This is a genomic window from Microbacterium sp. 22242, assembly GCF_052045495.1.
In the GTDB taxonomy this organism is placed as follows: domain Bacteria; phylum Actinomycetota; class Actinomycetes; order Actinomycetales; family Microbacteriaceae; genus Microbacterium.
Map to the genome: position 1 here is coordinate 221,455 of NZ_JBQEOZ010000004.1, position 17,719 is coordinate 239,173.

At 69.0% G+C, this 17,719-nt stretch carries 17 protein-coding genes; 4 read left to right on the plus strand and 13 right to left on the minus strand.

The features are described 5' to 3' along the window. Positions 1–268: 268 nt before the first annotated feature. The gene (locus tag ACTJJZ_RS06020) at positions 269–823 is read left to right on the plus strand and encodes a hypothetical protein (protein ID WP_440720272.1); all 555 of its coding nucleotides are present in this window, start codon (positions 269–271) and stop codon (positions 821–823) included. Positions 824–974: 151 nt separating this feature from the next. Here the strand turns inward: ACTJJZ_RS06020 and ACTJJZ_RS06025 are convergent, their stop codons facing one another. From ACTJJZ_RS06025 to ACTJJZ_RS06045, 5 genes are all read right to left on the minus strand, one after another. Further along, the gene (locus ACTJJZ_RS06025; RefSeq protein WP_440720273.1) at positions 975–1,850 is read right to left on the minus strand and encodes an SDR family oxidoreductase; all 876 of its coding nucleotides are present in this window, start codon (positions 1,848–1,850) and stop codon (positions 975–977) included. A 26-nt stretch (positions 1,851–1,876) separates the two neighbouring features. Further along, positions 1,877–3,013 carry an SCO family protein gene (locus tag ACTJJZ_RS06030; protein ID WP_440720274.1) on the minus strand — a complete coding sequence of 379 codons (1,137 nt, stop codon included), beginning with the start codon at positions 3,011–3,013 and terminating at the stop codon, positions 1,877–1,879. Between the two features lie 61 nt (positions 3,014–3,074). After that, positions 3,075–3,956 (minus strand): cytochrome c biogenesis CcdA family protein, encoded by an 882-nt coding sequence (locus tag ACTJJZ_RS06035; protein WP_440720275.1) that lies wholly within the window; start codon positions 3,954–3,956, stop codon positions 3,075–3,077. Next, positions 3,956–4,978 (minus strand): cytochrome c oxidase assembly protein, encoded by a 1,023-nt coding sequence (locus ACTJJZ_RS06040; RefSeq protein WP_440720276.1) that lies wholly within the window; start codon positions 4,976–4,978, stop codon positions 3,956–3,958. Before ACTJJZ_RS06040 ends, ACTJJZ_RS06035 begins: the two co-directional genes overlap by 1 nt. Before the next feature lie 2 nt (positions 4,979–4,980). After that, entirely contained in the window at positions 4,981–5,472 is a 492-nt protein-coding gene (locus tag ACTJJZ_RS06045) for a MarR family winged helix-turn-helix transcriptional regulator (protein ID WP_440720277.1), read from the minus strand. Positions 5,473–5,511: 39 nt separating this feature from the next. Between ACTJJZ_RS06045 and ACTJJZ_RS06050 the strand changes: the two genes are divergently transcribed. Next, positions 5,512–6,909, plus strand: a complete 1,398-nt coding sequence (locus ACTJJZ_RS06050; protein WP_440720278.1) for a chloride channel protein — start codon at positions 5,512–5,514, stop codon at positions 6,907–6,909. 54 nt (positions 6,910–6,963) lie between these two features. Here the strand turns inward: ACTJJZ_RS06050 and ACTJJZ_RS06055 are convergent, their stop codons facing one another. From ACTJJZ_RS06055 to ACTJJZ_RS06070, 4 genes are all read right to left on the minus strand, one after another. Then, positions 6,964–7,581, minus strand: a complete 618-nt coding sequence (locus ACTJJZ_RS06055) for a TetR/AcrR family transcriptional regulator (protein WP_440720279.1) — start codon at positions 7,579–7,581, stop codon at positions 6,964–6,966. Positions 7,582–7,586: 5 nt separating this feature from the next. After that, positions 7,587–8,768: an FAD-binding domain gene (locus tag ACTJJZ_RS06060; RefSeq protein ID WP_440720280.1), complete on the minus strand. Its 1,182-nt coding sequence runs from the start codon at positions 8,766–8,768 to the stop codon at positions 7,587–7,589. A 101-nt stretch (positions 8,769–8,869) separates the two neighbouring features. Next, positions 8,870–9,427: a GNAT family N-acetyltransferase gene (locus ACTJJZ_RS06065; protein WP_440720281.1), complete on the minus strand. Its 558-nt coding sequence runs from the start codon at positions 9,425–9,427 to the stop codon at positions 8,870–8,872. Between the two features lie 60 nt (positions 9,428–9,487). Then, positions 9,488–10,231, minus strand: a complete 744-nt coding sequence (locus tag ACTJJZ_RS06070) for a formylglycine-generating enzyme family protein (RefSeq protein WP_440720282.1) — start codon at positions 10,229–10,231, stop codon at positions 9,488–9,490. A 39-nt stretch (positions 10,232–10,270) separates the two neighbouring features. On the opposite strand from ACTJJZ_RS06070, the gene ACTJJZ_RS06075 reads away from it, so the two are divergent. Further along, complete coding sequence (locus ACTJJZ_RS06075) at positions 10,271–10,774, plus strand: DUF2127 domain-containing protein (RefSeq protein WP_440720283.1); 504 nt, start codon at positions 10,271–10,273, stop codon at positions 10,772–10,774. A gap of 10 nt (positions 10,775–10,784) precedes the next feature. After that, the gene (locus ACTJJZ_RS06080; protein ID WP_440720284.1) at positions 10,785–11,378 is read left to right on the plus strand and encodes a dihydrofolate reductase family protein; all 594 of its coding nucleotides are present in this window, start codon (positions 10,785–10,787) and stop codon (positions 11,376–11,378) included. 20 nt (positions 11,379–11,398) lie between these two features. Here ACTJJZ_RS06080 and ACTJJZ_RS06085 read toward each other — a convergent pair whose 3' ends face one another. From ACTJJZ_RS06085 to polA, 4 genes are all read right to left on the minus strand, one after another. Further along, entirely contained in the window at positions 11,399–12,172 is a 774-nt protein-coding gene (locus ACTJJZ_RS06085; protein ID WP_440720285.1) for an SGNH/GDSL hydrolase family protein, read from the minus strand. A 29-nt stretch (positions 12,173–12,201) separates the two neighbouring features. Beyond that, positions 12,202–13,233, minus strand: a complete 1,032-nt coding sequence (locus ACTJJZ_RS06090; protein WP_440720286.1) for an LLM class flavin-dependent oxidoreductase — start codon at positions 13,231–13,233, stop codon at positions 12,202–12,204. A gap of 70 nt (positions 13,234–13,303) precedes the next feature. Next, positions 13,304–14,989 (minus strand): DUF885 domain-containing protein, encoded by a 1,686-nt coding sequence (locus ACTJJZ_RS06095; protein ID WP_440720287.1) that lies wholly within the window; start codon positions 14,987–14,989, stop codon positions 13,304–13,306. Between the two features lie 68 nt (positions 14,990–15,057). Continuing rightward, complete coding sequence (polA, locus tag ACTJJZ_RS06100) at positions 15,058–17,709, minus strand: DNA polymerase I (RefSeq protein ID WP_440720288.1); 2,652 nt, start codon at positions 17,707–17,709, stop codon at positions 15,058–15,060. Positions 17,710–17,719 lie beyond the last annotated feature (10 nt).

The following is a 17,719-nucleotide window of genomic DNA, read 5'->3' on the forward strand; positions in this document are numbered from 1 at the left end:
CACCCCGCGACCCGGCTGGGGATAGCGGTCGCCGCGACCATCCGACGAAACGGATCCGGCTCGATGGACAGTCCGGTCGAATCAGGCGGGCCACCTCCCCCACTGGTCTTCCGACGTTCCCATTCCGTAGACAGGTCGAGGTCGGGACCCGCCCCGCGTAGTCTGAGCCCGTGGCTGGGGACTGGTGGTTGACGGGACAGGAATACCGGCCGGCCGATCTCCCGAAGAGTCCTACGTTCGATCGCGCACAGCTCGGGCGGGGCGACTCGTGAATCCGGACTGGCTGTACACGTTCGCCCGCTATCGTGCGCGCCTCGCAGATCGTCGCGCGCTCGTCGCCCCGTCCTGGTCGTGGTTCGCCAGCGCGACCGATGCGGACAGCGAACTGCTGCTGCAACTCATCGACCTCGCCGAAGACAAGGCCGCCCGGCAAACGGACATCGAATCGACCGTCGAATGCCTGCTCGACGCGCGCGGACTCGACGCGCCCGATGACCAGGACGCCAAGTGGATCGTGGTCTACGGCCTTGCCACTGAGGCGATCCGCCTGGATCCCCGTCGCACGGCCCACTTCCTGGGCAGGATGCTCCCGCCTTCCGACCCCGACTTCCGCCTCATCGGCGGCTTCCTGGCCACGATCGACGACATCGACGACGGCGTTATCGATGCCCGTGAGGCCGAACTGGAAATCGTGCGGGACTTCGCCTCAGCACGTCCGGCCCTGGCGGCCATGGCGTGGGAGCGCCTCGACACAAACCCGCGGACACGCTGGGTGCTCGAGATTCTCGGCCGCGATGGCGACCCGAGCGCGAGGATCGCGTGACATCGCAATCAGGAGTGATCAGGAGGATCGATGCACCCTCCCCTGATGCCTTCCGGCTGGCACTGGATTCCCGAAGCACGTCCGCGACTTCTCCGAGAACGGCGCGGGCCTTTCGTGGGGATGGAGCTCGCGCCGCCTGAGTCCGCGGCGATCACGCTGCGGTGCCGTTCGTCTGTTCACGAAAGTAGTCGGCGATGTGGTGCGTGCCGGTCGGAGGGGCCACGGCGTCGGTGACGAGCCCTTCGCTGAAGAATCGCGTCAGGTTGCCGATGCGCGGACTCACGCGGTCCGCGATCCAGCCTGCGGGGCCCAGCAACGACGGCGCGATGCCGATGCTCCGCGCCTTCTTGCCGACTGCGGAGAACGCCAGGTTCTCGAGTTGACGATAGGTGAGAGTGTCGGGTCCCCCGACGTCCCATTCGCCTGGTGCGTCGGGGACGCGGTCGACGATGAATTGTGCGAGGTCGATGCCGTGGATGGGGCTGAGCCTGGTCGCGCCGGTGCCGATGTGCATCGACACGCCCACGCGAGCCATGGTCAGCAGGTCGGTCAGGTCGGAGAAGTATCCGCTGGGGTTGATGAGCTGGTGTGGGACGTGGCTTCGTCGCAGGGCCTCGGCGAAGGCCGTCTTGGCTCGCACGGTCAGCGAAGTGCCGGTTTCTGAGTGGAGGACGCTGACGTAGCAGAAGGAGCGGATGTCCGCGCGCTCTGCGTCGCGGAGGACCGCGAGGTTGGCTCGGAAGTCGATGTCCCAGGGGTCGGCCTTCTGCCGTGTGACGCCGAGTGCGGAGACGACGCGGTCTGCGCCGTCGCAGATGCCTTCGGTCGTCTCAGGGTCGGTCACGTCACCGACCGCCCAGTCGTCGACCAGGCCCGCGAGGGAAGGGGATCCGAAAGGTCCGGGGCCTTCGGCGCGTTCTCGGGATCGTGCGAGGGCGCGCACGTGGTATCCGCGCGCGTGCAGTTCGGCGACGAGGTGGCGCCCGAGGTATCCGGTGGCGCCGATGACGAGGATGCTCTCGTTCATGTCCCGGTTCCTTTCGATTCGTGCTGTCAGCCGGCGTCGGGAAGTGCCGGGTCGAGACTGTGCAGGAGGTAGTCGAGTTCTTCGGACGTAAGCAGGCCGGGGTGGCGTACCAGCACCTGTCCTGTCGGCGACAGGATGACCGTGTAGGGAAGTTCGCTCACCCGGAACCGAGCTGCCTGAGATCCGCCCTGGTCGTTGATGGTGGGGATCGTGACGTGATTGGCGGCCGCTGCTGCCCGTCCGATCGCCGGGGCGTCGTCGACATCGACACCGAGGAACGCGATCGCAGCGCCGAGCTTGCTTGCCTCTGCCTGGTCGTCGGGGAGTTGGACGCTGCAGGCGGTGCACGTCGAGGACCAGAAGTCGATGACGGTGAAGCGTCCCCGTGACACCGCGCTGCTGGTGGTGGATCCGATGAGAGCGGAACCCGTCACCGGTTTCGGAGTGTCGCCGATCTCCGCGCCGTCCGGGACGGGCTTGGTGAGGTCGGCACCACCGACGGCGGTCCGCTCAGATGCGGGCAGGGCGTCGTTCGCGAGGACGGCCAGGCCGTGACCGAAGGGATCGGTGTCTGCGGATTCGACGCCGAAGGCCGCCTGTTCGACGATCTGCCCTGCCGGGTCGACGACGAAGATCTGGCTCCCGTGAGCGACGGATCGGGCTGCGGGGTCGAGCCGGATGGGGACGCCATACGCCTTGGCTGCCTTGGCCAGTTGTGCGGGGGCGCCGGTGAGGAAGTACCAGTTGGGCAGGGCGCCGAGGCCGTGCTGGTCTGACCATTTCTTCACATCCGACGGCTTCGAATAGTAGGGGTTGGCGTTGATCGACACGAACGCGATCTTCGCCTGTGCGGACGCAGGCAAGTCGTGATCGGCGGCGATGAGGTCGGCGGCGAGCATCGCGCATTGGTCTGCGCACTGATCGTCGTTGAAGGTGAGTATCGTCACTCGGCCGCGCAGACTCCGCTCATCGAAGGTGTGTCCGTTCTGATCGGTGAGCCGGTACCCGGGCGCCGTCGTGGATTCCGTCGGCATCGGCGTGACCCCGAGGAGGTCCGCCGTCTCCTGGTTGAGTCCGACCGGCAACGCGCCTGGGGACGTGGGCCGGACCGTGGCCTGAGACCACCCCATACCAGCAGCCACCAGGAGGATCACCACCACCATGAGCGCTCCGGACAGCACCCAGAGCACCACCCCGCTGCGCACCGCGCTCGGGCGTCCGCCCCTAGTCCGACTCGCCACTGCGATGACCTTCCTCCTGACCTACGACTGACGCAGCGACGGCCGCGGTCCGGCGCTCCCGGATCGCCATGACGACGAGCACGCCCATGACGAGCACCACGAGCCCGACCCCGATGGGCAGCCAAGCCGCCTCGATCGCCGACGCGACCGCGCCCTGAAGACGATCCAGCGCAACGGTGACAGGTTGTGTGAGCTGCCTTCCGCTCACCTGACCTGTCCAGAACACGGTCACGTAGAACCCGATGACCACGCAGAGCGCGCCGGCCGCCCGTGGCAGCACGGCCGCGAATGGACGTACTGCGTGAAAGATCGCGACGTCTGCCCAGGAGGCGAGGAGCGCGATGACGGTGGCGAAGAGTCCCATGCCCAGTCCATAGGCGAGCACCGTCGCCAAGACCGCGAGCGGCGATCCCGTCGCTAGTGCGCCACCGATCGCGGCGGCGAAGACCGGCAGGGAGCAGCTCAAAGACCCGACGGCGTAAGCGATCCCGAAGCCCGTCATCGCCAGCACACTGCGTCCGGACCGGAACTGCGGCGCGCGCAGGACCGATACCGTGCGGCCACCCAGCGCGAGAGAACCGAGCACGACGATTCCGATGCCGACGATGACCATGATCCAGGGCGCAACGGCGCCGATCAGACCGCGGACAGCGCCGACGAGTGTTCCCGCTGCGGCGAAGACGGCGAGGAATCCGACCGTGACGAGGAGCCCGGCGCGCATCGCGCCCAGCGATCGCCTGGCCCACCCGCCCCGCCCGTCGTCGACGAACGTCGAGAGGTAGACCGGCAGCAGCGGGAATCCGCAGGGGTTCAGCAGTCCGATCATCCCGAGCACGAAGGCGTAGCCCACCACTCCCCCGGTCATCAGCGCTGCCCCCTGTCCTGTCGGGTCAGATCCTGAAGCCGCAGGTTGTATGCCGTCAACTCGGCGTCACCATCCCGTTCGGCCCGTCGCTCTGCCGCCGCAGCCTGCCGGGCATCGCTGCGCTGCCACTGCACGAACAGGACGAAAAGGACGAGCAGGGTGGGGAGCTCGGTGAATCCCCAAGCGATGCCGCCGGCCGTCTGCTGGTCCCCGATCGCAGTGACGCCCAGCGATCGCCTCGGAGCGCTGTAGAACGAGACCACGACGGTGCTGGCCATCATCAGCACGACGCCGAAGAACGCGTGGAACGGGACCGGGATCGCCATTTCAGCGATCCGCGCGACCGGACTGCCGGCCCGGCCCATGAGGGTGTTCCCGCGTCGCGGTGAGGGGTCGACACCCAGCACGCCCCAGAAGTACAGCATGCCGATCAGGAGGAAGTGGACGAGCATCAGGTTGTGCCCCCACATGGTCCCCATCAGCGCGTCGAAGACCGGAGTGAAGTAGAGCCCGTACAAGCTGAAAAGGAACAGAAGGCCGATCACGATCGGGTTCGCGATGACGGCAGCCAGGCGCGAGTGGAGAACACGGAGAAGCAGCGCGCGGATCTTCCGACGACGGATCCCTCCGGCGCTGAGCGCTCGAAGCAGGAGAGTCGCCGGCGCGCCAAGGGCGAGGAAGATCGGGGTGACCATGCTGAGCGTCATGTGCTGGATCATGTGGACGCCGAACAGCTCCATCCCATAACCGTCGAACCCCGTCGCCGTCATCAGCAGCATCGAGAGCACCCCGGCGACCCAGCTCGTGGTGCGCATCACGGGCCAGGCATCACCCCGACGGCGCAGCACCGTGACACCCACCACGTAGAGGACGAGCAGACCCAGCCCGGCAATCGGCAGCACCGGAATCGGCTGGGGGTGGATCGCGAACAGCCGCGGCACAGTCAGGGGCAGCGACGGCATCCACATCGGCCCCGTCATCGGCGCGGTGCCAGGAGGCATCGGGCTCAGGAAAATGCCCACGATCAGAGCCCGAGAACGAGCAGATCGGCCCCCGACGGCTCGCCCGCGGCGTCCGCGAACGCCCGCAGAGAGCTGCCGAGCTGCTCCCGGTCTGTCGGTGACATCCGATCGATCACGTCCTCGATCAGCCCTCGCCGATGATCGGTGACAGAACTGACCAGGTCCCGACCCTGCGTCGTCAGGGAGAGAAGAACCTCCCGCCGGTTCGCGGGGTTCGCCTCACGCTGCGCCCAGCCGCCCGCGACCAGTCGGTCCGCGGTCCGGGTGAACGTCGAGATCGTGATGCCCAGCTTCTCCGCGAGCACCCCCATGCGCTGCGCCCCGGACGAGGACAGCACGACCAGCGCGCGGAACTGAGGAAGCGACACGCTCTCCAACGCGGGGACCATCGACCGCGCGATGATCCCCAGGAGCGCCCGCGACGCGATCACCGTCGCATCGATGTCCGTGCGCCCGTCACCGCTCGCGGCCCCATGCGCCCGTCCCGTCGTCACAATCTCACCTCACGATGCTTGCATGCTTACAATGCTTGTGTGACAGCAAGTGTAGCGCGGATGACCAACTGGGTGCGAAAGAGCCGATACGGCCTCCTCACCCTCGCCCTGATCATCGGAGTGGGAGCGGGCCTCGGTGCCCTGGCCTTCAGAGCCCTCGTCTTCGGCATCACCTGGGCGACGACCGGCAGCCCCGAGTTCGGGCAGGACGGTCGGGTACCGAGCAGCCACCTCCCCTGGCTCGGTCTCGGCTTCTACGTGCTCATCCCGGTGATCGGCGGGCTCGTCTACGGCCCGCTCGTGTACCGCTGGGCACGGGAAGCCCGCGGTCATGGCGTACCCGAGGTCATGATCGCGGTCGCCGAAGATGGCGGCCGGATCCGCCCTCGCGTCGCGATCGTGAAGGCGCTCGCGTCGGCCCTCACCATCGGTACGGGCGGGTCGGTCGGCCGGGAGGGACCCATCGTGCAGATCGGCGCCGCACTGGCCTCCGCGCTCGGGCAGGGCACGCGACAGCCGGTCGGGCGGCTGCGCATCCTCGTCGCATGTGGCGCCGCAGGCGGCATCTCTGCCACCTTCAACGCGCCGATCACGGGGGTGTTCTTCGGCGCGGAGATCATCCTGCGGGAGATCTCGGCCGGGTCTCTTTTCGCGATCATGCTCTCCGCCATGGTGGCGGACGCCGTCGTTCGACCGCTGCTCGGGACGGAGGCGTTCCTGAGCGGGTTCCCGCACGATGCGGCACTCGGCCATTCCGTCGACTACCTCCTCGTCGCCGTGCTCGCCGTGATCGCCGCACTCATCGGACAGCTGTTCCGATACGTCCTCTACGCCGTCGAGGATCTCTGCGACAAGCTCTGGAGCGGGCGCGCCGAGTGGGCGCGGCCTGCTGTCGGCGGGGTTCTCCTCGGCCTGCTCCTGCTCGCGGTTCCTCAGATGTTCGGGGTCGGGTACCCCGTGATGTTCCAGGCGCTGCACGGAGACTACGGTCTCTGGATGCTGCTGTTCTTCGCGTTCGCCAAGATCCTCGCCACTTCGCTGAGCCTGGGCATCGGCGGTTCCGGCGGAGTGTTCGCTCCATCCCTCTTCATCGGCTTGATGCTCGGCACCGCATACGGGCTCTTCGTCCACCAGCTCTTCGGGGACGCCGCGGGCGACCCCGCCGTGTACGCCGCGATCGGGATGGGAGGCGTCTTCGCCTCGGGCACGCGGGCGCCGTTGACCGCCTTCGCGTCCGTGGTCGAGATGACCGGAGATGTGTCGCTCGTCCTTCCCGTGATGCTGACCACCGCGATCGCCACCGTCGTGTCCCGATCCGTCTCCTACGGGACGATCTACACCACCAAACTCCTGCGACGCGGCCATGACATCGAAAAGCAGCAGGACCGCGAATACCGGCGCATGCTCGGCGGCGGGAACGATCCCTCCGCGGCCTGACACCTTGCGCCTGCCCAGCATGCATCGACGCCGGCACATCAGCCGGCGTCGCGTTCATGGCTGGATGGCGCGGCGGAGAATGCCGACGACGGCATGGACGGCAGGTGCATGATCGACGGGATCGGGTGCTTCTGCGATCACCCATGAGTCGATCACGCGGCCGAGTGCGGTGCCGACAGCCAGGAGCAGCGCGTCCGGGAGATCTGTGCGTATCGCTCCGATCGACTGGCCGGCCGCAAGAGTCTGGTTCATCCAGGGCAGCGCGGCCTGCTCGGCGTCTCGTTGTGCGTTCTGCATGGTCGGTGAACCGGTGCCGGTCAGCCAATCGCGCAGGACGCTCGCGAGTACCGGTGATGCGTCGAAGGCGGCGACGAGTCGCTGGAAGATGTCCTCAACCGTCGACCAGAAGGCGTCGGGCTCGGTCGCTGCCGGCACGGGGAACGGCCCGGCGTGAGCGATCAGCTTTTCCACCTGCCGGCGGAGCACATAGGCGTACAGGTCCTCCTTTCCTTCGAAGTAGTAGTACATCGAGCCCTTGGAGGTACCCGCCCGGATGATGATCTGGTTCAGCGACGCTGCGGCGAAGCCGCGGGTGGCGAACTCGTCGAGCGCCGCGTCGACGATGGCTTCCTGTCGTTCGCGGGTGAGCGCGTGGAATCGGGGACGCGGCATGAGTGTCAATCGGCCGGGACCGGAGGCAGGCGAATGGGATCGATCAGGCTCCGTCCCATCGCCAGGTTCGCGATCGGCGGGATCGCCATGAGACCGACGATGCCGTTTCTCAGCAGCAACTGCAGGCGGTTGCGCGGGGCGAAGGCGGCGCCCAACCTGGTTGCGGCGTCCTGCTTGCCGCGCACGAGCGGGGCCAGACTCTGCTCGTATTCTGCGAAGGCAGCCCGGTGGTCACCCTGTGCGTGCTGCAACGCACAGGCCAAGACGTAGGCCCCGATCATGGCCAACGCTGACCCTTGCCCGGCCAGCAGCGAGGGTGCCGCTGCGGCGTCGCCGATCAGAGCGATGCGACCGCGGGACCACGATGGCAGGCGGATCTGGCTCGCCCGGTCCAGGTAGAAGGTGCGGGCCTGGGGCATCTGCTCCAGGATCGCCGGGACCTCCCAGCCCACACCGTTCATACGCCGCCGCAAGAGCTCCTGCTGGGCGGCCACGTCGTCCAGCGGCACCGCGCCGTCGTAGCGGAACATGAAGCAGAACATCGTCGCGTCATCGTGCAGCGCGAGGCGCAGCACCTGGTGGCCCACCTCGGTGTGCATGACAGCGACCAGCTCGTCGCGCGGGCGATATCCCGTCACATCGAAAGCGGCGACGGTGATGCCGAGATAGCGCTCGGACTCCCCATCCGACCCGAATGCCAGCGTGCGAACCCGAGAATGCAGGCCGTCCGCGCCGACGACGAGGTCGAAGTCCCGCGGCTCGGCGTGCTGGAACCCGACACGCACCCGCTCGCCGTCATCGTCCAGCGACGTCACGGTGTCGCCGAAGACCGTCTCCACGTCGCCGTGTGCCGCGTCATGAATGGCACGGGACAGATCGGAACGCCCGATCGTGACGAACCGGCCTCCGCTGATGCCGATCACATGCCGCGGGTCGAAGTGGGCGATGCGCCTGCCGCTGCGGGAGACCTCGCGAGCCTCGCGGACGACGTAGCCCTCATCCATCAACCGCGGCACGATCCCCATCCGGTCCGCGACATCGAATCCCGCACCCCAGAAGTCGACGACATAGCCGCCCTCTCGCAAATGCGGAGCGCGCTCCACGAGCGTGACCTCGTGCCCGAACCTCTGCAACCAGTACGCAAGCGTGGGACCGGCGATACCCGCGCCGACGATCAAGACTCGCATGGCGTACCTCCCGTGGGACGATTAGANTCGTCCCACGGCAGGCGCAGCGTGTGAAGAGGTCGGGCAGGCCGCAGCGTGCGCGCACTCCCGTGACACCCTCGTCAGGTGGATGGTGCGCTCGACGGGGGCGCAAGAACGCACACCGTGAGCAGGTTGCGGCCATGCACGGAAGCCGGGAGTTCCCTCCCGCTGTCGATGAAGCCGAGCTTCTCGAGCACCCGTCGGGAGGCGACATTCCACTCCCAGACGCCGGCCCAGACGCGGGGATAGCCGTTCTCGGCGGCCCAGTCCAGGACGGCGCGGGCCGCCTCGGTCGCGTAACCGCGGTTGTGCACCACCTGCAGCAGCTCGAACCCCAGTTCCGGCTCGTCGGCCGTGCCGTTGCCGCCGACGATCAGCCCGCAGTATCCGATCACCTCGCCGTTGTCGATCCGCTGGACGGTGAGCAGCGCCGGCCCGGTCGAGGAGCCGGCCTCGAGGATGTGCGCCGCGATGTCCTGCTCCGTCGGTCGGTCCTCGGCGTCGATCCTCCGATGCGGTGGCACGCGTTCGTCGCGCTCGGTCCACAGCCGACGGAAGACAGCCGCATCGCCCGCCTGCTGGCGCCGGAGCAGCAGCCGCGCCGTGCGCAGCGAGCTCATCTCCGGCGAGGAAGCCATGTCCGCATTCTCTCAGAGCGGCGACGGAGCCGATGGGACGTCATGACGCGCATGCGCGGCTCAGCGCCGCGGGGCCCACCTCGACGGCCGCGGACCGGCCGACAGCGCACGCTCCTCGTCTGCGGCGCGGGACCAGCCCTGCGCTTCGTCCACCGCATCGAACCCGCCGCGCGCGACCCGCACGCCGAGGTCGTCCTGAGTCGTGTGCGGATCCCCGCCCCGGCGCGTCGAGGCGCGCACGCTCCACGCGTCGTCTGCGAATCCACCCCCGCGGAACACTCGGTAGTCGCCGTACCGGGCAGGATCCAGGAGGTCCCAGCACCACTCCCACACGTTGCCGAGCGTGTCGAACAGCCCGTTCAGGTTCGGCATCCGCTCCCCCACCCTCTGCGGGTTCTGCACGCCGTCGGCTGCTGTCCAGGCGATCTCGGACAGCGGTCCGTAATGCGGCGCGCGGGAGCCGGCCCGGCAGGCGTACTCCCACTCCGCCTCCGTCGGCAGGCGGTACCCGTCGCCGGTCACGTCCCAGTGCACCTCTTCCCCGTCGAACCGATATACCGGTTCGAGACCCTCCCACTCCGAGGCGGCGTTGCAGAAGCGGACCGCCCGCTGCCAGGACAGCTCGACCGCGGGGCGGTCAGGGTGATCCGCCGTGATCCCGAGCAACTCGGACACCTGCTCCTCGGTGACCGCGAACACGCCGATCTCGAACGGCTCCAGCTCCACGTGCCAGCGCCGCTTCGTCCGTGCGTCGTGCAGCTCGACCGTGCCGGCCGGGAGGGGGCGCATCTCGATATCGCTCATCTCAGGGCAGTCTAAGAGCCCCGGTCCTAGCATCGGCGTATGAGCGCCGCATCCCACCGCACCCTGGACCGGGTCTTCGCCGTGAGCATCGTGCTCAAGGGGCTGGACGGGGCGGTCGAGCTGATCGGCGGCCTCATCCTGCTGTTCATCTCCCCCGCCAGACTGCGGGAGTGGCTGGGCGACGTGGTCTCATTCGTGCTGGTCGGGCACGAACGCTCCCCCGTCTTCCACTGGGCGATCCATCTCGGAGATTCCTGGGGCACGCGCACCACGCTCTTCGCCGCCGCGTACCTCCTGCTGCACGGCGTCATCAAGGTGGTGCTGGTGTGGGCGCTGCTGCGGCAGCAGCTCTGGGCCTACCCCTGGATGCTCGCGGCCCTCGGCGTGTTCATCGCCCTGCAGTGCTACGAGCTGATCACGCGATTCAGCTGGGCGATGCTCGCTCTCACGCTGTTCGATGTGTTCATCGTGATCCTCACCGCGCGCGAATGGCAGCTGCACCGCGCGCGCCGTGCGGAGGCGGGTGTCGGCGCCGGCAGGTAGGGTCGCGGTCATGACTCGCGCGATCTACTACACCGCCTCCACGCTGAACGGATTCCTCGCCGACGAGCATGACTCGCTCTCCTGGCTGCTGTCGATCCCGCAGGAGGGCGCAACGGCCGACATCGCCGCCTTCACCGCGCGCGTCGGCGTGCTGGTCGAGGGTTCGTCGACGTACGAGTGGGTCCTCCGCGAAGAGGATCTGCTCGCGCATCCCGAGCGCTGGCAGGCTTTCTACGGGGATCGCCCGACGTTCGTGTTCACTTCGCGCACGCTGCCGCGGGTTCCTGGAGCGGACATCCGGTTCGTGCGCGGATCCGCCGCCGATCACTGGCAGGACATCGTCGGGGCCGCGCAGAATCGGGACATCTGGATCGTGGGCGGCGGGGATCTCGCCGGACAGTTCGCCGATGCGGGCCTGCTCGATGAGATCGTGGTGACCTTCGCCCCCGCCACGCTGAGCTCGGGCAAGCCGCTGCTGCCCCGCGACCTGGACCACTCCCGACTGGAACTGGTCGGGGCGCGTCAGGCCGGTCCGTTCGCGGAACTCACCTATCGGGTGAACCGGAGCCCCGACCCGCAGCTGCAGGACGACCCGCAGGAGTAAGGCGCGAGTCGCCGCGGCCGTCAGGCCGCCGCCGCGTCGCGCGGCGCGATCTCGATCCAGTCCCCGTACTTCGGCTGCCGGCCGTCGCCGGAGGACCGGCCTGTGACGCGGCGCTTGATCCACGGACCCACGTGCCGGCGGTAGTAGGCGGCGGTCCCGAGGCGCTCGTCGGCAGGCAGAGTCGCGGCGTGCCACCACTCCTCGGGAGCGCCCGCCCCCACCGCGTCGAGCACGCGCGCCGCCACGCGGTGATGTCCGTTCGCGTTCATGTGCAGCCGGTCCTCCGACCAGTACGGCGGAGTGCTGAGCTCTCGATCCGGCCAGTTCAGCGCCTGCACGACGTCGGGGCGATCCGCGATCCGGCGCAGCACCGCCGCGGAGAGCTCGTCGCCGCGGCGCTGGATCAGAGACGCGAGCGGCAGTCCGGCCGAGGGATTCGCTCCGGAGAGGACGATGAGCGTGGTGCCGGTCTCGGCGCACCTTCGCAGCACCCGCGAGAACGCGTCGGCGATGTGCTCGATGTCGGCACGCGGACGCAGCATGTCGTTCCCGCCGGCGTTGAAGGACAGGTGGGTCGGATTCAGTGCGAGCGCCGGCTCGAGCTGCTCCTCGACGACCGGCCAGGCGAGACGCCCCCGGATCGCCAGGTTGGCGTAGGAGATCGACTCCCCCAGCGCGTCGGCCCAGCCCTGTGCGGCGATGTCGGCCCAGCCGCGCACCCGCCCATCCGGCAGCTCATCGCCGACCCCTTCGCTGAAGGAGTCTCCGATGGCGACGAAGCGAACCGCGGTCATCCTCTCAGCCTACGACGCTCCTGGGCCTCTCAGTCCTCGGCGAGCAGCGCCCGGACCCGCGGGATCACCTCGGTGCCGTACAGCTCGATGCTGCGCATCATCGTCTCGTGCGGGAGCGTCCCTGTGGCGTACTTGAGCTCGAACCGGCCGATGCCCAGCGTCCGCACGGTGTCCGCGATCTTGCGCGCGACGCGCTCCGGCGATCCGCTGTACACGGCGCCCTCGGGACCGACCTCGTTCTGGAACCGCGCCCGGCTGTACGCGGGCCAGCCGCGCTCGCGCCCGATCGTGTCGTTCATCGCGGCCATGCCCTCGTAGGCGGCCTCCCAGGCTTCGTCGTCCGTGTCGGCGATGTGGCCCGGGGAGTGCACCGAGATCGGGTGGACGGCGGTGCCGAACGCCGCGGTGGAGCGGTGATACAGATCCACGAAGGGCCGGAACCGGCCGGCCGCCCCGCCGATGATCGCCAGGGTGAGCCCGAGCCCGTACCGCGCCACCCGGACGACCGACTCCGGGGATCCGCCGACGCCCACCCAGGTCCGCAGGCCGTGCTCGGTCTTCGGGAACACCTCGGCATCTTCCAGAGGGGCGCGCACGGTCCCCTTCCAGGTGACCGGCGTCTCCTTCAGCAGCTCGACGAAGAGCTCGAGCTTCTCCTCGAACAGCCGGTCGTAGTCGCGCAGGTCGTAACCGAAGAGCGGGAACGACTCGGTGAAGGATCCGCGGCCGAGGACGACCTCCGCGCGGCCGTGCGACAGTGCGTCGAGCGTGGCGAAGCGCTCGTAGACGCGCACCGGGTCGTCCGAGGACAGCACGGTGACCGCGGTGCCGAGATGGATCCGCTCGGTGCGGGAGGCGATCGCCGCGAGCACCATCTCCGGGCTGGAGACGGCGAACTCGCGCCGATGGTGCTCCCCCACGCCGAAGTAGTCCACACCGACCTGGTCGGCCAGGACGGCCTGCGCCACGATGTTGCGGATCGTCTCCGCGCCGGTGAGCAGACCTCCGTCCGCACCGCGGCTGATGTCCCCGAACGTGCCCAGACCGAACTGCATCTCCATGCCGGCCCCTTTCGTATTCACGTGAATGAACCGGCAGGATGCCGAGGGCATTCCCGCGACAGGGGTCCGGTCAGCCCGCCTGGAACACCGAGCGCAGGGTGTCCAGCCCCACGCCGCCCAGGTCGAGGGCGCGCTTGTGGAACGCCTTGATGTCGAACGCGTCGCCCTCGCGAGCCTTCACGGTGTCGCGCACCTGCTCCCAGATCCGCTGACCGACCTTGTAGGACGGCGCCTGGCCCGGCCAGCCCAGGTAGCGGTTCACCTCGAACTGACGGAACTCGTCGGACATGTTCACGTTGCGGCGCATCATTTCGAGCGCGTAGTCGTGGTCCCAGACGCCCTCGCCGTCCAGTCGCGGCTTGCCGAGGTGCACGCCGATGTCGAGCACCACGCGAAGCGCGCGCATGCGCTGTCCGTCGAGCATGCCGAGCCGGTCGGCGGGGTCGTCGAGATAGCCGAGCTGTTCCATGAGCCGCTCGGCGTAGAGCGCCCAGCCCTCCGCGTGCCCGGAGGTGCCCGCGAGGACGCGCCGCCACGTGTTGAGCTCTGCGCGGTTGTACGTCGCCTGCGCGATCTGCAGATGATGCCCTGGCACGCCCTCGTGGTAAACCGTCGTGAGCTCGCGCCAGGTGTCGAACTCGGTCACGCCCTCCGGCACCGACCACCACATGCGGCCGGGGCGGGAGAAGTCGTCGGTGGGACCGGTGTAATAGATACCGCCCTCCTGCGTGGGCGCGATCATGCACTCGAGCGTGCGGATCTTCTCCGGGATGTCGAAGTGGGTGGCGCCGAGCTCGGCGATCGCCCGGTCGCTGGTCTCCTGCATCCAGCGCTGCAGGGCGTCGGTGCCGACGAGCTTGCGAGCAGGATCCGCCTCGAGATGCGCGACGGCCTCCTCGACCGAGGCGCCAGGGAGGATCTCGTTCGCGATCGCGGTCTGTTCGGCGACCATGCGGGCGAGCTCCTCGCGGCCCCACTCGTAGGTCTCGTCGAGATCGATCGTGGCGCCAAGGAACCGGCGAGATGCGAGCGCGTACAGCTCGCGTCCCACCGCGTCCTCCTCGGCGGCAGCGGGCGCAAGCTCAGCGCTCAGGAATGAGCGCAGCGAGTCGTAGGCGACGCGGGCGGCGGCGGAGCGGTCGGCGAGCTCACGGGCCAGGCTCGCCGGCAGGTGCCCCTCATCCGGGTCGGCCTCCGCGACGAAGGCGGCGAAGAAGCCCTCGTCGGCGGTGTACCGCCCGATCTGCGTGGCGACCTCGATCACCTGACGCCGGGCGGGCACCACGCCCTTCGCGATCCCCTCGCGGAGTGTGGCGACGTAGCCCTCGAGCGCGGCGGGGACCGCGCCGAGCCGTTCCGCGATCACAGCCCAGTCCTCGGCGGTCGAGGTGGGCATGAGGTCGAAGGCCTGGCGGACGTCCTGCGCGGCGGAGGCGATCACGTTCAGGTCACGCAGGTGCCACTGCGCGTCGTGTTGCTCGAGCCCGAGCCGCAGCTCGGCGGACAGGTCGGTCTTGGTGACGCGGTCGATCTCGTCGGCGGGCTCCTGCGCATCGAGCTCCGCCAGCACGCGCCGGGTCTCGGCGATCGCGTGGTCGTGTCCTTCCGGGCTGAAGTCGTCGAGCCGGGCGTTGACCTCGTTGCGGCCGATGTAGGTGCCGAGGATCGGGGAGATCTCCGTGAGGGTGTCGACCCAGCGTTCGGCGATCTGGTCGATGGCGGACGGCGTGCGCGTCGTGGGCTGCTCTGCGGTCATCCTCAGAGCCTATCCGCGGAACGCCTTCCGCTCCATGGAAAGATCGGTCCACAGGGTCCGTCGCGTGGTCAGTGCGCGGCCTCGTTCCAGTCGCCGCCGCGCCCCACCTGCACGTCCAGCGGCACGGACAGCTCGGCGGCGCCGGCCATCCGCTCGCGCACGATCCGCTCGGCGGCGTCCCACTCCCCCGGCGCGACCTCGACCACGAGCTCGTCGTGGATCTGCAGCAGCACGCGCGAGGACAGGCCCTCGGCGAGCAGGTCCGCATGGATCCGGAACAGCGCGATCTTCATGATGTCGGCCGCGCTGCCCTGGATCGGCGCGTTGAGCGCCGCTCGCTCGGCGTTCTCCCGGAGCACCCGGTTCGGGCTCGCGAGGTCGGGGAACGGGCGGCGGCGGCCGAAGATCGTCTCGGTGTAGCCGACCTCCTTCGCCGCGATCACGGAGGCACGCAGATAGTCGCGCACCGCGCCGAAGCGGGCGAAGTACTCCATCATGAGCTGCTTGGCCTCGGACTGCTCGATGCGCAGCTGCTTGGACAGCCCGAACGCGCTGAGCCCGTAGACGAGGCCGTAGGACATCGCCTTGACCTTGGTGCGCATCGCCGGGGTGACGTCCGCCGGTTCCACTCCGAACACGCGCGCGCCCACGAAGCGGTGCAGATCCTCGCCGGAGTTGAACGCCTCGATCAGGCCCGCGTCTCCGGAGAGGTGCGCCATGATCCGCATCTCGATCTGCGAGTAGTCCGCGGTGAGCAGGGTCTCGTAGCCGTCGCCCACCTGGAAGGCGCTGCGGATCCGGCGGGACTCCTCGGTGCGGACGGGGATGTTCTGCAGGTTGGGATCGGTGCTGGAGAGCCGGCCGGTCTGGCTGCCGGTCTGCACGTACGTGGTGTGGATGCGGTGGTCGTCGCGGATCGCCCCGCCTCTGCCGATGGCGCCGTCGAGCGACTCGATGATCTGGCGCAGCTTGGTGGCCTCGCGGTGCTGCAGCAGCAGGCCGAGGAACGGGTGCGGGTGGCTGTCCTGCAGATCGGCGAGCACGGCGGCGTCGGTGGAGTAGCCCGTCTTCGTCTTGCGGGTCTTCGGAAGCTCGAGCTGCTCGAACAGCACCTCCTGCAGCTGCTTCGGCGAGCCCAGGTTCACCTCGCGGCCGATGATCGCGAACGCATCCTCGGCGATGGCCGAGGCGCGCTCGCCCAGCTCACGCGAGAACCCCGAGAGGATCTCGTGCGACACGGCGACGCCGGCCAGCTCCATGTCGGCGAGGGCCATCAGGGTCGGCAGCTCGATCTCCGCGAGGACCCGGTCGACGCTCTCCGGCAGGTCCGCGCGCAGCGCGGCGGCGACCCGGGCGGCGAACCACGCCAGCTGCGCCGGCGTCGCACCCTCGGTCTCCGGCACGAGCTGGGTCGGATCCGCCTCGGGCAGCTTCTCGCCGAGGTAGCGGTCCACGAGGTCGGCGAGCGTCTTGTCCGGATAGCTGGGGCGCAGCAGCCAGCCGGCCAGGTTCGTGTCGTACGCGAGCCCGCCGAGGCGCACCCCGGCGGTCCGCAGGGCCTTCACCTGCGGCTTGGCGTCGTGCAGGATCTTGGGCGCGTCAGAGGCCAGCCAGTCGCCGAGCGCCGCCTGCACCGCCAGGCTCCAGGAGAGCTCGACGAGCTCGTCGCCGCGCGCGAGCCCGATCCGCTGCGGCAGGCCGCCGGACCTGGTCACCTCGACGGCGATCTCGTCCACACCGGTTCCCAGCCAGGTGGCAGCGTCATCGGCGGTGAGTTCGACCGGCGCGGGGACCGCGACCGTGACGGCGCTGCTCTCCGGCGGTGCGTCCTCGCCCACGGCCTCGAACACCCGGGGCAGGAGCGTGCGGAACTCGAGCCGGGCGAAGATGTCGCGCACGGCCTGCGCGTCGATCGGCGTGACCGCGAGATCCGCCGGCCCCACCTCGAGCTCGACGTCCTGCAGCAGCCGGTTCAGCCGGCGGTTGCGGCGCACGTCCTCGAGGTGATCGCGCAGGTTGCCGCCCACCACGCCCTTGATCTCGCCGGACCGCTCCAGCAGCTCGTCGAGCGACCCGAACTGGGTGAGCCACTTCACCGCGGTCTTCTCGCCGACCTTCGGCACACCGGGGAGGTTGTCGCTGGTCTCGCCGACCAGCGCGGCGATGTCGGGGTACTGCTCCGGCCGCACGCCGTACCGCTCCATCACGGTGGCCGGGTCGTAGCGCTTGAGCTGCGACACGCCCTGCACATTGGGGTAGAGCAGCGTGACCTCGTCATTCACGAGCTGGATGGTGTCGCGGTCTCCGGACACCACGAGGACGTCGTAGCCCAGGGCCGACCCCTGCGCCGCGAGGGTCGCGAGGATGTCGTCGGCCTCGATCCCCTCCTTCGTCAGGACCGGGACCGACATCGCGGCCAGGCAGTCCTGCAGCAGCGGGATCTGCCCGCGGAACTCGTTCGGCGTCTCCGAGCGGGTCGCCTTGTACTCCGGGTACACGTCGGTGCGGAACGAGTGCCGGGAGGTGTCGAAGGCGACCGCGAGGTGCGTGGGACGCTCCGCCTTGATGAGGTTCACGAACATCGACAGGAACCCGTAGATGGCGTTCGTGTGCTGGTTGTCCTTCGTGGTGAAGTTCTCGACGGGAAGGGCGAAGAACGCCCGGTACGCGAGCGAGTGGCCGTCGACGACCATGAGGGTAGGCTTTGCGGAGTCCGTCACGACTCCAGCC